The organism is Agrobacterium tumefaciens (assembly GCA_025560025.1).
In the GTDB taxonomy this organism is placed as follows: Bacteria; Pseudomonadota; Alphaproteobacteria; order Rhizobiales; family Rhizobiaceae; genus Agrobacterium.
Genome location: CP048485.1, coordinates 2,276,462 through 2,291,725 on the forward strand (window position 1 = coordinate 2,276,462; position 15,264 = coordinate 2,291,725).

The 15,264-nt window shown below is 59.8% G+C and carries 14 protein-coding genes and 1 riboswitch; of the genes, 7 read left to right on the forward strand and 7 right to left on the reverse strand.

All coding sequences use genetic code 11. From position 1 onward, the window contains the following. Positions 1–14 precede the first annotated feature (14 nt). Positions 15–716, forward strand: coding sequence for a molybdate ABC transporter permease subunit (gene modB, locus FY152_11135; GenBank protein UXS32615.1), 702 nt, complete (start codon positions 15–17; stop codon positions 714–716). Next, positions 713–1,789, forward strand: coding sequence for a molybdenum ABC transporter ATP-binding protein (gene modC, locus FY152_11140; protein UXS32616.1), 1,077 nt, complete (start codon positions 713–715; stop codon positions 1,787–1,789). Before modB ends, modC begins: the two co-directional genes overlap by 4 nt. Here modC and FY152_11145 read toward each other — a convergent pair. The 6 genes from FY152_11145 to thiC form a co-directional block, all read right to left on the reverse strand. Then, complete coding sequence (locus tag FY152_11145; GenBank protein ID UXS32617.1) at positions 1,758–2,153, reverse strand: LysR family transcriptional regulator; 396 nt, start codon at positions 2,151–2,153, stop codon at positions 1,758–1,760. The two genes, modC and FY152_11145, sit on opposite strands and share 32 nt — an antisense overlap. A gap of 3 nt (positions 2,154–2,156) precedes the next feature. After that, on the reverse strand, positions 2,157–3,161 hold the full coding sequence (locus tag FY152_11150; GenBank protein UXS32618.1) for a P1 family peptidase: 1,005 nt from the start codon (positions 3,159–3,161) through the stop codon (positions 2,157–2,159). Positions 3,162–3,249: 88 nt separating this feature from the next. Continuing rightward, positions 3,250–4,023: a thiazole synthase gene (locus FY152_11155; protein UXS32619.1), complete on the reverse strand. Its 774-nt coding sequence runs from the start codon at positions 4,021–4,023 to the stop codon at positions 3,250–3,252. Positions 4,024–4,027: 4 nt separating this feature from the next. Beyond that, entirely contained in the window at positions 4,028–4,225 is a 198-nt protein-coding gene (thiS, locus tag FY152_11160; protein ID UXS32620.1) for a sulfur carrier protein ThiS, read from the reverse strand. After that, positions 4,194–5,198 carry a glycine oxidase ThiO gene (thiO, locus tag FY152_11165; GenBank protein UXS32621.1) on the reverse strand — a complete coding sequence of 335 codons (1,005 nt, stop codon included), beginning with the start codon at positions 5,196–5,198 and terminating at the stop codon, positions 4,194–4,196. Before thiO ends, thiS begins: the two co-directional genes overlap by 32 nt. Before the next feature lies 1 nt (position 5,199). Next, positions 5,200–7,023: a phosphomethylpyrimidine synthase ThiC gene (thiC, locus tag FY152_11170; GenBank protein UXS32622.1), complete on the reverse strand. Its 1,824-nt coding sequence runs from the start codon at positions 7,021–7,023 to the stop codon at positions 5,200–5,202. A 95-nt stretch (positions 7,024–7,118) separates the two neighbouring features. Beyond that, a riboswitch (TPP riboswitch) is annotated at positions 7,119–7,230 on the reverse strand. A 183-nt stretch (positions 7,231–7,413) separates the two neighbouring features. Here thiC and FY152_11175 point away from each other — a divergent pair. From FY152_11175 to FY152_11195, 5 genes are read left to right on the forward strand one after another with little or no spacing between them, the layout of a single operon-like run. Next, a complete protein-coding gene (locus tag FY152_11175) occupies positions 7,414–7,665 on the forward strand; it encodes an acyl carrier protein (GenBank protein ID UXS32623.1) in 252 nt (83 codons plus the stop codon). After that, positions 7,665–8,846, forward strand: a complete 1,182-nt coding sequence (locus tag FY152_11180) for an acyl-CoA/acyl-ACP dehydrogenase (GenBank protein UXS32624.1) — start codon at positions 7,665–7,667, stop codon at positions 8,844–8,846. Before FY152_11175 ends, FY152_11180 begins: the two co-directional genes overlap by 1 nt. 4 nt (positions 8,847–8,850) lie before the next feature. Then, a complete protein-coding gene (locus FY152_11185) occupies positions 8,851–9,759 on the forward strand; it encodes an amino acid--[acyl-carrier-protein] ligase (GenBank protein ID UXS32625.1) in 909 nt (302 codons plus the stop codon). Positions 9,760–9,765: 6 nt separating this feature from the next. Continuing rightward, the gene (locus FY152_11190) at positions 9,766–10,749 is read left to right on the forward strand and encodes a DUF1839 family protein (protein ID UXS32626.1); all 984 of its coding nucleotides are present in this window, start codon (positions 9,766–9,768) and stop codon (positions 10,747–10,749) included. Next, positions 10,746–13,202, forward strand: a complete 2,457-nt coding sequence (locus FY152_11195) for a glycoside hydrolase family 2 protein (GenBank protein UXS32627.1) — start codon at positions 10,746–10,748, stop codon at positions 13,200–13,202. Before FY152_11190 ends, FY152_11195 begins: the two co-directional genes overlap by 4 nt. Here the strand turns inward: FY152_11195 and FY152_11200 are convergent. Beyond that, the gene (locus FY152_11200; GenBank protein UXS32628.1) at positions 13,179–15,029 is read right to left on the reverse strand and encodes an alpha/beta fold hydrolase; all 1,851 of its coding nucleotides are present in this window, start codon (positions 15,027–15,029) and stop codon (positions 13,179–13,181) included. The genes FY152_11195 and FY152_11200 overlap by 24 nt on opposite strands. Positions 15,030–15,264: the final 235 nt, after the last annotated feature.

Sequence of the window (15,264 nt, forward strand, 5' to 3'; positions counted from 1 at the left end):
TGCAGGATACGGCATTGCATTGGTGGACACTCAGCCCTGAAGAATGGACGGCGATCAGGCTCAGCCTTTGGGTGTCCTCCATCGCCATGTTCGCCAGCCTGCCCTTCGGCATCGCGGTTGCCGTGGCGCTGGCCCGCGGCCGCTTCTGGGGGAAGTCGCTGCTCAACGGCATCGTGCACCTGCCGCTCATTCTGCCACCCGTCGTCACCGGTTTTCTGCTCCTGGTCCTCTTCGGCCGCAGGGGCGCAATCGGCCAATTTCTCGATAGCTGGTTCGGCATCGTCTTTTCATTCCGCTGGACAGGGGCAGCCCTTGCCTGCGCCGTCATGGCCTTTCCCCTGATGGTCCGCTCAATCCGCCTCTCCATCGAAGCGGTGGACCGCAAGCTGGAGGAGGCCGCGGGAACATTGGGAGCGAGCCCGTTCTGGGTGTTTCTCACCGTCACCCTGCCCCTGACGTTACCGGGCATCATCGCGGGCATGATCCTCGCTTTTGCCAAGGCCATGGGCGAATTCGGCGCAACAATCACCTTCGTGTCCAACATTCCCGGCGAGACCCAGACGCTGTCTGCCGCCATCTACACCTTCACGCAGGTTCCCGGCGGCGACGCAGGCGCATTGCGGCTGACCATCGTTTCGGTGGTGATTTCCATGCTGGCTTTGCTCGTCTCGGAGTTTCTGGCCCGTATCATCGGAAAACGGGTAAGCATGGAATGACGCTCTCTGTCACCACCCGCCATCACCTCGGTTCCTTTTTGCTGGACGCATCGTTTAGCTCTGAAGGCGGCGTCACGGCCCTGTTCGGGCGTTCCGGTTCCGGCAAGACCTCGATGATCCGCATCATCGCGGGTCTGCTGCGGCCCGATGAAGGGCAGGTCTCGCTGGATGGCGAATTGCTGGCCGATAGTCAGAAACGCCTGTTTCTGCCGGCGCATAAGCGTCGTTTCGGCTATGTCTTTCAGGAAGCACGGCTGTTTCCCCATCTCAGCGTTGTCCAGAACCTGCATTACGGCAAATGGTTCGCCACGGAAAAGGCGAAGGACGCGAATGAAAACCGCATTGTCGAGATGCTGGGCATCGGCCATCTTTTGCAACGTCGCCCGGACAAACTTTCCGGCGGCGAAAAACAGCGCGTCGCCATCGGCCGCGCCCTTCTGTCATCGCCCCGATTGCTCTTGATGGATGAACCTCTCGCCTCGCTGGACGAGGAACGAAAGGCAGAGATCATCCCCTATCTCGAACGGCTGCGCGATGAGACGAAAATCCCGATCGTCTACGTCAGTCACTCCATCCAGGAGGTCGCCCGCCTCGCAGACCGCATCGTGGTGATGAAGGATGGCAAGGTGGAGGCGCAGGGAAAAGCCGCAGACGTGCTGTCGAGACCGGATTTCAGTGCCCACCTCGAAAGGCGTGAAGCGGGCAGCATCCTTTCCGGGCGCATCGAAAGTTTCGATGAAAGGCATGGGCTTGCCGCCGTAAGGCTCACCTCGTCACTCCTGCAGGTTCCGGCAAAAAGCGGAAAACCGGGAATGGCGGCCAGGGTGCTGATACCGGCACGCGATGTGATGCTGGCTTTGGTAAAACCGGAAGGACTGAGCGCGCTCAACATTCTTGAAGGCCAGATTGCCGGCATCTCTGCCAGCGAAGACGGCATGGTGACCGTTCAGGTGGATTGCGGCGGCGATATCATCCAGTCGCGCATCACCGATCTGTCACGCGAGCGCCTTCAGCTGGACCTCGGAAAACCCGTGCATGCGATCATAAAGTCGGCGGCTCTCGATCCGTATTAAAGGCGGCATCCGGATTGCGGTTGGCCTCGAGCCAGTCGATATCCGGGCTCAAAGCCTCGTTCATCCGCTTTTCCATACCACGATAGCGCCCAAGCAGTTCGGTGCCGAATGCAGTCAGCGCAGCGCCACCCCCCTGCTTGCCGCCCCGCTGTGATTCGATGACCGGCTGTTTGAACATATGGTTCAGCGCGTCGACAAGCAGCCATGCGCGGCGATAGGACATATCCATCGCCCGCCCGGCGGCCGAGATCGAACCGGTTTCGACAATCAGTTCCATCAATTCGATCTTGCCGTGCCCGAGACGCTCGCCGGGCGGAAAATCGACACGGAGAACAGGTTTCAGCGGTGGGAGTATCTCACTCATCGTTCAAAGACCCCCGCCATGCAGATCGCGATAGGCTTTCTGCGCACCGTGCTGCGGCAAAGCCGTCGCCTCATAGACACCACGTGCCACAGCCCGCGCCATGACGATGGTGGCCAGATGGCAAAGCTCGGCAAAATGGGCGCCGCCCTCGAGCGGCTTCTCGCCGGTCGCAGCCGCGAACATGGTGTCGCCATCGCTCGGCAGATGGGCGGGCAGAACGGCACGCGCCAGCCCGTCATGGGCCATGATGGAAAGGCGATGCGCCTGCGACTTCGTAAGGACGGCGTCTGTCACCACCGCGCCGATCGTCGTCGCGGTCAGGTTCACGCCCTTCAGGCGCAAGGCAGTATGATCGGGCTCGAAACGGTCCGGAAAACGGCAATCGCCGAACTCACCCTGCACTTCAAAAGGCGCAGACCAGAAATGGCGGCTGGTTCCAACAGTTGCAGAACCGAGCGCATTGACGGCGACGATGGCCGCAACCTTATAACCGCCGGAACTGACAGCGCTTGCCGAACCAAGACCGCCCTTGAAGGTGGCGGTTGTCGCACCTGTTCCGGCCCCGACCGTTCCTAGCGCGAAGACTTCGGCACGCGCCGCCTTGAAGGCCGCATATCCCATCTCACGATAGGGCGAATGCAGCCCCCAATCCTTGTCGCCGCCATTCAGCAGATCCATCAGGATCGCCTGCGGCACGATGGGAACGCGGGTGGACCCAACCTGCAGACCACGGCCGATCTCGCGCAGCCCGGCCTGAACGCCGCCCGCCGCATCCAGCCCGAAGGCTGAACCGCCCGAGAGCACGAAGGCATCCACGGTTTCCACCGTCATCGCCGGATCGAGCAGGCCGGTATCGCGCCCGCCGGGCGCACCGCCGAGAACCGAGCCGGAAGCGACAACGGGCTTTTCGAAAACAATGGCGGTGACGCCGGAGCCGAGGGAAAGATCGGTCACATTGCCAACCGAAACGCCATCGATATCCGTCAGAAGATTGTTGCGTGCTGCCATGCCCTTCCCCTTTTCTCCCGGTATCCCGCCGCCACGGGACACTGTCAACGCAAAAGGTGACATGTCCGATGGCGGCGACAGGCCACGATCAGGAGAAAACCGCCGTCCCGATAACGGGTGTCGAGGGGACAGCCATGTCCCTCGGCTCCAGCGGACCGGACAGGAATGCCTGATGGCCAGCCTCTATGCCGCGGGCGAAAGCCTCCGCCATGCCAACCGGATCACCCGCGCCTGCAACCGCGGTATTGAGCAGAACGGCGTCGTAGCCAAGTTCCATCACCGTCACCGCATGGGACGGCCGGCCGATACCGGCATCGACGATCAGCGGTACATCCGCAAATCGCGCCCGCATCGATTTCAGCGCCGTCAGATTGAGCGGTCCCATGGCGCTGCCGATCGGCGCGCACCAGGGCATCAGCACCTTACAGCCGGCATCCAGCAGCTTCTCAGCCACGACAAGATCGTCCGTTGTATAGGGAAATACCTCGAAACCATCGTCACAGAGAATTTTCGCCGCTTCGACCAGCGCAAAAACATCGGGCTGCAACGTGTCGTGATGGCCGATGACCTCCAGCTTGATCCAGTTGGTCTGAAAAACCTCACGGGCCATCTTCGCCGTCAGCACCGCTTCCTTGACCGTGTGGCAACCGGCCGTGTTGGGCAGGATGCTGCGATCCAGCTCACGGATCAGCTCAAAAAACTGGCCGCCCTTCTTGCCACCCGCCGTCTCCCGGCGCAGTGAAATCGTCAGAATATCCGTCTTGCTGGCCCGCACCGCATCGGCAAGCACCGCCGGCGAAGGGTAACGTGCCGTGCCGAGGAGAAGGCGGGAGGAGACCTCGCGGCCATAAAGCGTCAGCATGATCTCAGCCTCCCTGCATCGGCGAGAGAATTTCGACACGGTCGAACGCCTTCAGCTGATAATTGGCGCGCTCTTCCGAATGCACCAGATCACCGTTCACCGCTGTCGCCAGCCAGTCGCCTTCATAATCGAGGCTGGCGAGCAAACCGGCCAGCGTTTCAGCGGCGAGATCAAGCTCGTCGCCATTCACCAGAAGTTTCATGATCCTGTTCCTTTTGAGAGAGAGTTTGGCAGAGGATTTCAGCCGTCTGCCGCGCCATTGCCGGCGACAGCAAAAAGCCGTGCCGGTGCGCGCCGTTGATGAAAATTGTCCGGCCGTCTTCAGTGACTTTCGGCAGATTGTCCGGGTAGGCCGGGCGTATGCCTGTGCCGGTTTCGATGATTTCAGCTTCCAGAAAGGCCGGATGAACGGCATAGGTGGCGTTCAGGAACTCCATCATCGAGCGGGCGGAAATCGCGCCCGTATCCTCTGTTTCGATCATCGTCGCACCCACCATGAAGCAGCCGGGCTCGCGCGGCACGATGTAGAGCGGAATACGCGGATGCAGCAGCCGGACGGGACGGGACAGGGAAACTTCTGACGTGGCGAGATAAAGCATCTCTCCCCGCACACCGCGAAGTCCGGAAATCGCGCCCACCGCCGCAGGGCCGGTGCAATCCATCACCCGGTCGAAAGACTGTTCATCCACCGGAACGCCCATGTGAAACCGCACGCCCAGGCCGCAAAGCCGCTCATGCAGCGATTTCAGCGCCAGGCGCGGATCCAGATGCCCCTCGCCTGGAAAATAAAGCCCGGAGCGAAACCGCCCTGCAAGATCAGGCTCCAGAGCGGCGATTTCCCCCTCATCCACCCAACGATATCCGCTGGTCCTGGATGCGAAACGTGAAAGCTCCGCTTTGTCGCGGGCGGTTGCGATAACCAGCGTGCCATTGCGGACGACAAGGCCGGGGGTCGCCTCGTCCCACCAGTCAAGCGCCGCCTGACCGAGCGATAAGACCGCCTGCGCCGCATTTTCACGCTCGCACCATGGTGCCAACATGCCGCCGGCATAAAAGGATGCGCCGCGAGAAGATTCGGCATTGCGCTCCGAAACCTCGACGGAGACACCGCTCCGCGCCAGTTCGAGGGCCGCCGTTAAACCGGCGACCCCCGTTCCCTTGACAAGGACACGCATTTTATTCGGCATTCGCGGGCGTTGCGAGCGGCATATAAAGCTCGCCACTCTCCTTGAAGCGCGCCGCCATGGCCTCCAGCCCCTCCTTCTGCGCCTCGGCACGGATATCGTGGGAAATCCGCATGGAGCAGAATTTCGGCCCGCACATGGAGCAGAAATGCGCGACCTTATGCGCCTCCTTCGGCAGGGTCTCGTCATGGAAGGACCGCGCCGTATCCGGGTCGAGCGAGAGGTTGAACTGGTCTTCCCAGCGGAACTCGAACCTTGCACGCGACAGTGCATCGTCCCGCACCTGCGCGGCCGGATGGCCCTTGGCGAGATCGGCGGCATGGGCGGCGATCTTGTAGGTGATGACGCCGACCTTCACGTCGTTACGATCAGGCAGGCCGAGATGTTCCTTGGGCGTGACATAGCAGAGCATCGCCGTGCCGAACCAGCCGATCATCGCAGCGCCAATACCCGAAGTAATATGGTCGTAACCGGGCGCAATATCGGTGGTCAGCGGTCCGAGCGTATAGAAAGGCGCCTCGCCGCAGGTCTTCAACTGCTTGTCCATATTTTCCTTGATCTTATGCATCGGCACATGGCCGGGGCCTTCGATCATCACCTGGCAATCCTTCGCCCAGGCGATCTGCGTCAGCTCACCCAGCGTTTCCAGTTCAGCGAACTGCGCGGCGTCATTGGCGTCGGCAATCGAGCCGGGCCGCAGGCCGTCACCCAGCGAGAAGGAAACGTCATAGGCCCGGCAGATATCGCAGATTTCCTCGAAATGCTCATAGAGGAAACTTTCCTTGTGGTGATGCAGACACCACTTGGCCATGATCGACCCGCCACGCGAGACGATGCCGGTGACGCGGTTGACGGTGAGCGGAATGTAATGCAGCCGAACGCCGGCATGGATGGTGAAATAATCGACCCCCTGCTCGGCCTGTTCAATCAGCGTATCGCGGAACACTTCCCAGTTGAGGTCTTCGGCAATGCCGTTGACCTTCTCCAGCGCCTGATAGAGCGGCACCGTGCCGATCGGCACCGGCGAATTGCGGATGATCCATTCACGGATATTGTGGATGTTGCGGCCGGTCGAAAGGTCCATGACGGTATCCGCGCCCCAGCGGATTGCCCAGACCATCTTCTCCACCTCCTCCGCCATGGAGGAAGTGACGGCGGAATTGCCAATATTGGCGTTGATCTTCACCAGAAAATTGCGGCCGATGATCATCGGCTCAAGTTCCGGGTGATTGATGTTGGCGGGAATGATGGCGCGGCCAGCCGCCACTTCCTGACGAACGAATTCCGCCGTGACGAAATCGGGGATTTGCGCACCAAAACTCTCGCCGTCGCGGATCAACTTCTCCTTAACGGCTTCGCGCCCGAGGTTTTCGCGGATAGCGATGAATTCCATTTCCGGTGTGATGATGCCCGCCCGCGCATAGGCAAGCTGGGTCACCGTCTTGCCGGCTGTGGCCCTCAGCGGCTGGTGGCGGACGGAAAATTCAGGCGTCAGGCGCTCGCCGGTGGCAAAGCCATTGTCCTCCGGCTTGACGTGCCGCCCATCATACGCCGCAACATCGCCACGCGCCACGACCCAGTCGTGGCGAAGACGCGGCAGGCCCTTTTCGATCAGAACGGGATGTGATGGATCCGTATAGGGACCGGAGGAATCGTAAACCGTTACCGGCGGTTCGCCCGCCGTCGGATGAACGGCGATCTCGCGCATCGGCACGCGGATATGGGGATGTAAGATGCCGGCTTTGTGGATTTTGGTAGAGGCGGCATGCGGCCCGGTTGTGACCGAAAGCGGGATAGTCTTGGCAGCGATATTCATCATGAGGCTCCAAAGTTTGACAGTGGAGACCCAGTTCGAGCCGGAATGATGGAAAATACCGAAGTGCCGACACCAGACGCCTTGACGCCAGCCGGCCTTCGGTCTTTGCACCGTCCCTACGCCAGTATGAACTGGATCAGGTTCAACGGGTCACTGCGCATAACAGCAGAATCTCAGCCCCTTGTCGGGACACCCCTGGTGAATGGTGAATAGCAAAAGACACCGCCCGGGATTTGTCAAGGGCGCGGATCAATGCTTGGCAACGGTGCGGGAATGTCGCATGCTGCCGTTAGTTGTAATTAACCTAACGGTTTAGGCGAATATTATCGTTTGCAACGTAACGATAAGCACAAACCATCCTGATATGAAATTCATGGGAGATACGTCGGAATGAATGCGACTATTCGTGAAATACTGGCAAAATTCGGCCAGCTTCCCACCCCCGTCGATACGATCGCGAATGAAGCGGATCTTTATGCAGCAGGCCTTTCTTCCTTTGCATCGGTACAATTGATGCTGGGTATTGAGGAAGCTTTCGATATCGAGTTTCCCGACAACCTGCTGAACCGCAAGTCCTTTGCCAGCATCAAGGCGATCGAGGATACCGTTAAGCTCATTCTGGACGGCAAAGAGGCTGCCTGATGAACGTTACCGTAGCGCCGCAGGATGAAACGCTGTCCGCGCGCGCGGGCCGTGTTGCGACAATTGCAACTAAACACGCAGACGAGGTGGATGTCACCGGCCGCTTTCCCGGGGAAGCCGTTGACGCCTTGAAGCGGGAGCGCCTGCTCGGCATTCAGGTTCCTTCTTCCCTTGGCGGCGAAGGCGCCTCCTTGCAGGAAATCGCCGATATCTGCGCCCGGCTTGGCCAGGCCTGTTCGGCAACGGCAATGATTTTCGCCATGCATCACATCAAGGCATCGAGCCTTGTGGAACACGGCGAGACAAGCGCGTGGCATGCGGGCTTCATGAGCCGCATCGCCAGCGAACAGCTTCTGCTCGGCTCGGCAACGACCGAAGGCGGCATCGGCGGCAATCTGCGCAACTCCATCTGCGCCATCGAGGTCGAAGGCGACTTCTGCCGGCTGGAGAAGGACGCCACCGTCATTTCCTATGGCAGCAATGCCGATGCCATTCTCATTACCTCGCGTGCGCACAAGGATGCCGCGCCCGCCGATCAGGTGATGACCGTCTTTCTGAAAAACCAGTACACGCTCGAAAAAACCCATGTCTGGGACACGCTCGGCATGCGTGGCACCTGCTCGGACGGGTTCCTGTTCCGCGGCGAAGCGCCGGCGGTGCAGATCTTCCCGAAACCATTTGCGGAAATCGCCGCCCAATCCATGCTTGCAAGCTCTCACCTGCTGTGGAGCGCCGTCTGGTACGGCATTGCGTCCGATGCGGTGCTGCGCGCCCAGTCTTTCGTCAGAGCCGCGGCGCGGAAATCGCCCGGCACCGCACCGCCCGGCGCGATCCGCCTTGCCGAGGTTTCCACCAAGCTGCAGGTGGTCAAGTCCAACATCATTGCCGGCATCAAAGCTTACGAAGACACCAAGAGCGATGCCGAAAAGCTGATGTCGATGGCCTTTGCAGTCGCGATGAACAATGTGAAAATCTGCTCTTCGGAAACCATCCTGGAGATCATCGACCACGCCATGCTGGTCTGCGGTATCATGGGTTACAAAAACGGCACGCCCTACAGCCTCGGCCGTCACCTTCGCGATGCGCATTCCGCCCGCCTGATGATATCCAACGACCGCATTCTCGGTAATTCCGCCAATCTCCTCCTGGTTCACAGGCAGGACACCAGCCTCTTGGGATAAGACCATGGACATGCAAACATCCTTTCTCGATCGCCTGTTCGAAGAAGGCCTGCTGATTGAAACGGGTGTAGACGGTCTTTACGGTCGCAGCGGCCAGTTCGAGGACGTCATTGCCGCATTCGAACGGCTGATCGACCGCACGGGTGGTGCCGACGGCGCGGAAGCGATCCGTTTTCCGCCGGGCATCAACCGCGCTTATTTCGAAAAAAGCGGCTATATGAAGAGCTTCCCGCAGCTTGCCGGCACGGTCCACTCCTTCTGCGGCTGCGAGCTCGACCATGTCAGCCTGCTGAAAACCATGGATGAGGGCGGCGACTGGACCAAGGACCAGAAAGCCACCGACATCGTGCTGACGCCGGCAGCCTGCTATCCACTTTATCCGACCATTGCCAAACGCGGCGCCTTGCCTTCCGGCGGCGGTCTTTACGACATCCAGTCCTATTGCTTCCGCCATGAGCCATCCAAGGACCCCGCGCGTCAGCAGCTTTTCCGCATGCGTGAATATGTGCGCATAGGCACGGAGGCCGATGTGACCGAATTCCGCCAGATCTGGATGGATCGTGGCGTGGCGATGATGGAAGCTGTCGGGCTTGATGTGACCATCGACGTGGCCAACGATCCCTTCTTCGGCCGTGCGGGCAAGATGCTGGCCAACAACCAGCGCGACCAGAACCTGAAATTCGAATTGCTGATACCCGTTACATCCGCCACCAATCCGACGGCCTGCATGAGCTTCAATTACCATCAGGACGCCTTTGGCCAGAAATGGGACTTGAACCTCGACAATGGCGCCGTGGCTCACACCGCCTGTATCGGCTTCGGCCTTGAGCGTATTGCGCTGGCGCTTTTTGCCCATCACGGTCTCAATGTGAAGCAATGGCCTTCGAAGGTCGTGGAAACGCTCTGGGGCTGATCATCCATGCAGCAGATTTTCCCCGGTCTCGATCCTCAAAATTATGTGCAGCATCCGCTTCATTCCTCAGAGAGAATGTGGCCGGAAACCAATTGCTACATTGATCTGTGGATCGAGGTGCTGGCCGCCAGGGGCCTGCCGCCGGAAGCCATGTTCGGTTTCACCCTGACGCAGGATTTCGAAGGCGACCAGTTCACCTTCTTCAAGGTGCCGCTGGAAGATCTCGAAGCGCTTTATGGCGTTCGTGCCACCGAGCTTGCGATCTTCGACCGGGTGGAAAACCACATTGAGGCGCAGCTGGAGCGCGGCCGCATCTGCCTGATCGAGATGGATAGCTTCTATATGCCCGATACCCACGGGGTGGGCTACCAGAAGGAGCACGGCAAGACCACCATCGCCATCAACCGGCTCGATCTGGCGAAGCGGGAACTCGACTATTTCCACAATGCCGGTTTTTTCCATTTATCGGGCGAAGACTTTGACGGCCTGTTCCAGCATCATCTGCAGGAAACCGACCCGCCATTCTTGCCCTATACGGAATTTGCAAAATTCGCGGACACCAATCCTTCACCGGCCCATATCCGCAAGACAGCCGAACGGCTGCTGAAGTTTCATTTTTCAAGACGCCCTTCCGCCAACCCGGTCAAGGCTTTCGCGGCCGTGTTTCCGGCCCAGGTGGAGAAGGTCGCCGACAGGCCTTTCGGCTTTTTCCATAAATATGCCTTCAACACGCTGCGCCAGCTCGGTGCCAATTTCGAACTGGCGGCAAGCCATCTCGAATGGCTGGACAAGGACGGCTTTTCTGAAGCCAGAGATCATGCATTGCGCATTTCCGAGGTCGCCAAGACCGTACAGTTCCAGCTTGCCCGCGCCGTGACGCGCCGCAAGTTCGATGCGCTCGCCTCCGTGCTCGATCCGGCTGCGGAAGCATGGGATGGCCTGATGGAGAGCCTGGCCGCAGAACTGTCGAACGCGAGCGAGGCCGCGTGAGGACTTATCTTCCGGGTGAAAGCGTGGAATTGCTGAGCGAAGGCTGGACGCTGACGCTGACGCCGGCCAATGCCTTTGAGACGCCGTCCGATATTTCCGCAACCCTTGAAAGCCTCAACGTATCCGTTCCGGGCACAGTGGCGCAGGCGTTGGAAATGGCCGGAAAATTCGACAGCCTTGCCCCGGTGCCCCTGAACGACAAGGACGCCTGGTATCGCCTGACCATGATTTCCGATGCGCGAGAGCGGGCGATCCTGCGCTTCGATGGTCTTTCCACAATTGCCGAAATTTTCTTCAACGGGGAGTTGATTGCGGCCAGCCAGAGCATGTTCGAAAGGCTGGAGGTCCCAGTCAAGCTGACCGGTGCGGACGAGCTGTCGATCTGCTTCCGGGCGCTTGCGCCGAGGCTGGAGAAAACCGGACCCCGTGCCCGCTGGCGGCCGCAGATGATGAACACGCAAGGGCTGCGGCTGATCCGCACCACGGCGCTCGGCTATATGCCCGGCTGGTGCCCGGAAATCCATGCCGCCGGCCCATGGCGACCCATCAGCCTGATAAGGCAGGAGGGTGTACTCTGCACGGTCCGGTCCTCGCTGGATGAAACCGGCACGGGAACCGTCGCTATTGCCGTGGAGACAGGCCGTACCGTGGTAACGGCGCGGCTGACCTGCGCCGGTTACAGCACCGATCTTTCGAGCGCCGAAAACGGCAAATTCTTCGGTGAACTCCAGATACCCGGCATCGAAACCTGGTGGCCCCACACGCACGGCCGACCGGCGCTCCACGAAATCTTTCTGGAGCTGGACGGCGAGCAACACCGGCTTGGCCGCACCGGCTTCCGAAAGCTGGAGATCGATCAAGGCGAAGACGGCGACGGTTTCGGGCTCAGGATAAACGGACAATCCGTCTTCTGCCGCGGCGCGGTCTGGACAACGGCAGATATTGTACGCCTGCCGGGATCGAGGGCGGATTACAAGCCGTGGCTCAAAAAAGCGGCCGAAGCCGGCATGAACATGATCCGTGTCGGCGGAACCATGGCCTATGAGACGCCGGAATTCTTCGCGCTTTGCGACGAACTCGGCATCATGGTCTGGCAGGACGCCATGCTCGCCAACTTCGATTACCCGGCAAAAGATGAGGCCCTCCACCAGCATATCGTCACGGAAATCTCGCAGTTCCTTGAGGCGATTGCCCTTTCTCCCTCGCTCACCGTTTTTTGCGGTGGCAGCGAAATGTACCAGCAGGGCGCAATGCTCGGTCTGCCGGAGCAGATCTGGAAGGGAATGCTCACTGAAGAAATCCTGCCGGACGTGGTGGCCGAGAAACGGCCGGACGCGGTCTATGTCGCCAATTCACCCTCAGGCGGCGCATTGCCGTTTTTCCCCAATGCCGGGATCGGCCATTATTATGGCGTCGGCGCCTATTGCCGCCCGCTTGAAGACGCCCGCCGTGCCGATGTGCGCTTTGCCGCCGAATGCCTCGCCTTCGCCAATATCCCTGAACAGGAAACACTCGACAGACATCTTCCCGCACTGGCGGTGCATGATCCGCGATGGAAGGCCCGCGCGCCACGCGATCGCGGCGCCTCCTGGGATTTCGAGGATGTCCGCGACCATTATCTAAAACTGCTTTACGAGGTCGAACCGGATGTGCTGCGCCGCGAGGATGGCGGCCTCTATCTCGACATGTCCCGCGCCGCCACCGCCGAGGTCATGGAAGCAACCTTCGCCGAATGGCGGCGTGACGCCTCCTCCTGCCGGGGCGCGCTGGTCTGGACCTTGCAGGATCTGGTTCCCGGCACGGGCTGGGGTGTCATTGACGCCACCGGCAGGCCAAAATCCGTCTGGCATGCGCTGAAGAGAGCGTTTCGCCCGGTGCAGGTCAGTCTTTCCGATGAAGGCACCAACGGGCTGGACATTCATCTGATCAATGAAACCGGCAATGGCCTCGAAGCCATGCTGGAACTGACCTGCCTGCGCGACGGCACGCAACCCGTTGTCCACGCCAAACGGCCGCTTAAGCTCCTGCCACGACAGGGCCAGACAATCGCCGCAACCGATTTGTTCGGCGCCTTTTTCGATACGACCTATGCCTATCGTTTCGGCCCGCCATCCCATGATGTCACCGTGGCCCGGCTTCGTGATGTCGCGACCGGGCTTGTCATCGCCGACGCATTCCATTTTCCGCTCGGTCGGAAAAAGGCGCTGCATGCCGCCAATCTTCAGCTGGGAGCAAGTGAGGAAAAAGGGGTGTGGTCGCTCGAGATCGGCACCGACCGGTTGGCCCAATCCGTCCATATCACGACGGAAGGGTACCGCGCCTCGGAAAACTGGTTCCACCTCGCTCCCGGCGAGAGCAAGAAAATCACCCTTCTGCCGGATACCGCAACACCCGAAACGCCACCGACGGGCGAGGTGATGTCACTCGGGTCAAGCCGGCGTTTTTCCTTTTAGGGCCAGCCGCTTCACCGTATCGATATAGATTTTTTTCGCTTCGGGCGTAGAAAGATTGTGATCTGCATCGGGAATGATGGTCAGCGACACATTCCTGTAGTCCGATAATCCCTTGCCATCGGCATCGAAATAATACCGGAAATGCTCAAGACCGTCGTCATTGTCGCTGTAAAGCAGGCTGATGGCGGTGTTTTGCGCTTTAAGTTTCTCAAAAGCGCCATAGACGGCACGCCCTTCTTCGCTCCCCTTACGGAAAAGCCTCGCCGTTTTTGTCGAAAGCTTCTTGAGTGTCGCCTTGCCGATGTTCAGTCCGGCACTCATCACATCGACATCACCGCTGATGAGGCGCTTGAATGTCGCGCCCTGGCGAAAACGCTGGCTGTACTCACCGAAGGAACGCGGCCGCTTGTGCAGCGCCTCATCCACCGAGCGCCCTTTCTGCCAATGGAAGACAACCGGATTGACCGCAACCACGGCGCTGATCCGGCTATCGGCAAGCGCACCGTTAAAGGCGAGATAGGCGCCGCTGCAGCGGCCCGCCGCAATCAAAGGTCCATTGCCACGCCGGTCAAGGAAATCGAGCGCGGCGGACACGTCATCATTCTGCGCAAGATCGTAGAGAACCTGATCCGGCACGTTCTTGACGGGAGGGCTGTCGGCAATATTGGCCGCGTCGAACCGGAGCGAGGCGATGCCTTCGCGTGCAAGCGCGCGGGCCGTCTGGACGGATAGCCTGCCCCAACCCGCGTGCCGGTCATAGGCCGCACCGAGAAGAAGAACCGATGAAACACTCTCCCTATCGTCCGGCTCACAAAGGACGCCGAAAAGCCGCCCGCTTTCGCCAAATTGCACCGGCTGTTCGTAAAAGTCGCGACCGCGATGCGAGGCGTTGACGGCAAAATCCTCCTGCGGCCCCACTGCGTTCCCGGCGCGGATCTGCGACAGAACCCAGCCCGCCAGCCGGTTCACCACATCGTCGGATATTTTCGAGAGCGTGGGACTGGAGACGAGATCGTCATAGCCTGAAAATTCCGCCTCCTCCACCTCGCTCCCAATCGTGGCAAGGTGTCTGGCAAAATCGCTGTCGGTCACCCGGCCCGGTCTCGACAGGAGCAGAACCGTATGTGCCGGGGCGGCATCCATATTTGAAAGATTGACCTTCTTGATGCTGTCCGCAATGCCTGCCGGCATGGCCATGCCGGCAATGGACCCCGCCTGCGCCATGCGCTGCGCGGGGAGAAGGCCAAGGCCATCGTCGATCATGGACGACCACATGGCCAGTTCGCGAAGATAGGCGCGTCCGGAAACGACAGGCGCCAAAAGCGCCATAGAACCGACGGCCGCCGCATCGGCAAGTGCCTGTATTGCGATCAGACAACCGAGGCCCTGAGCGATGACCACCACACCGGAACAGCCGGAAAGACGCTTCAGATAATCGAGCGCCGCCCGCGTATCGGAAAGCCAGTCCGCCGCGCGGCCGGTATCTTCCGGATCGAGCGCATCGCCTGCACCATGATAGTCAAAGCGAAGGCTGGCGACGCCGGAGGCGGCCAGCCGCTCGGCGATAACACGCTGAAACTTGCGGCTGCACAGCTCTTCCATACCCCAGGGGCTGACGAAAAGAACCGCGTGACCCTGTTTGACGTCTTTGCGTGCCGGATGGAAAATACCCGTACACCCTTGAAAAGAAACCGGGTGTGCCATCGACCCATCCGATGCAATGCCGAAAAGCGACAACGTATCAAGGGAAGGTTCACTGCCTGCACGCTCAGAAATATCTATTGCCATTGACCTTGCCATCATTGCGCCAGTGTCTGGCTCAACCATTTACGGGATCACTATACCGAAGCGTCTTAACGCCTGTTCTACAATAAAAATAGTAACATTAGAAAAATCTAAACATATCGCGACCTTCACAACTATCAAAAGACGCGCGGCAACATGATCACGGCAAAGACCGGCAAGCGCTCGACACGAGCGCTATTTTGCTCGAAACCGCTTGAATATACTGATAAATAGCGAGTCCCGTACCTATTTGCAGGAGGAGGTTCCGCCGCCCGGC

Coding starts and splice junctions, on each gene's coding strand:
- modC (UXS32616.1), top strand. CDS start 713: ATGACGCTCTCTGTCACCACCCGCCATCACCTCGGTTCCTTTTTGCTG.
- FY152_11145 (UXS32617.1), bottom strand. CDS start 2,153: ATGAGTGAGATACTCCCACCGCTGAAACCTGTTCTCCGTGTCGATTTT.
- FY152_11150 (UXS32618.1), bottom strand. CDS start 3,161: ATGGCAGCACGCAACAATCTTCTGACGGATATCGATGGCGTTTCGGTT.
- FY152_11155 (UXS32619.1), bottom strand. CDS start 4,023: ATGCTGACGCTTTATGGCCGCGAGGTCTCCTCCCGCCTTCTCCTCGGC.
- thiS (UXS32620.1), bottom strand. CDS start 4,225: ATGAAACTTCTGGTGAATGGCGACGAGCTTGATCTCGCCGCTGAAACG.
- thiO (UXS32621.1), bottom strand. CDS start 5,198: ATGCGTGTCCTTGTCAAGGGAACGGGGGTCGCCGGTTTAACGGCGGCC.
- thiC (UXS32622.1), bottom strand. CDS start 7,023: ATGAATATCGCTGCCAAGACTATCCCGCTTTCGGTCACAACCGGGCCG.
- FY152_11175 (UXS32623.1), top strand. CDS start 7,414: ATGAATGCGACTATTCGTGAAATACTGGCAAAATTCGGCCAGCTTCCC.
- FY152_11180 (UXS32624.1), top strand. CDS start 7,665: ATGAACGTTACCGTAGCGCCGCAGGATGAAACGCTGTCCGCGCGCGCG.
- FY152_11185 (UXS32625.1), top strand. CDS start 8,851: ATGGACATGCAAACATCCTTTCTCGATCGCCTGTTCGAAGAAGGCCTG.
- FY152_11190 (UXS32626.1), top strand. CDS start 9,766: ATGCAGCAGATTTTCCCCGGTCTCGATCCTCAAAATTATGTGCAGCAT.
- FY152_11200 (UXS32628.1), bottom strand. CDS start 15,029: ATGGTTGAGCCAGACACTGGCGCAATGATGGCAAGGTCAATGGCAATA.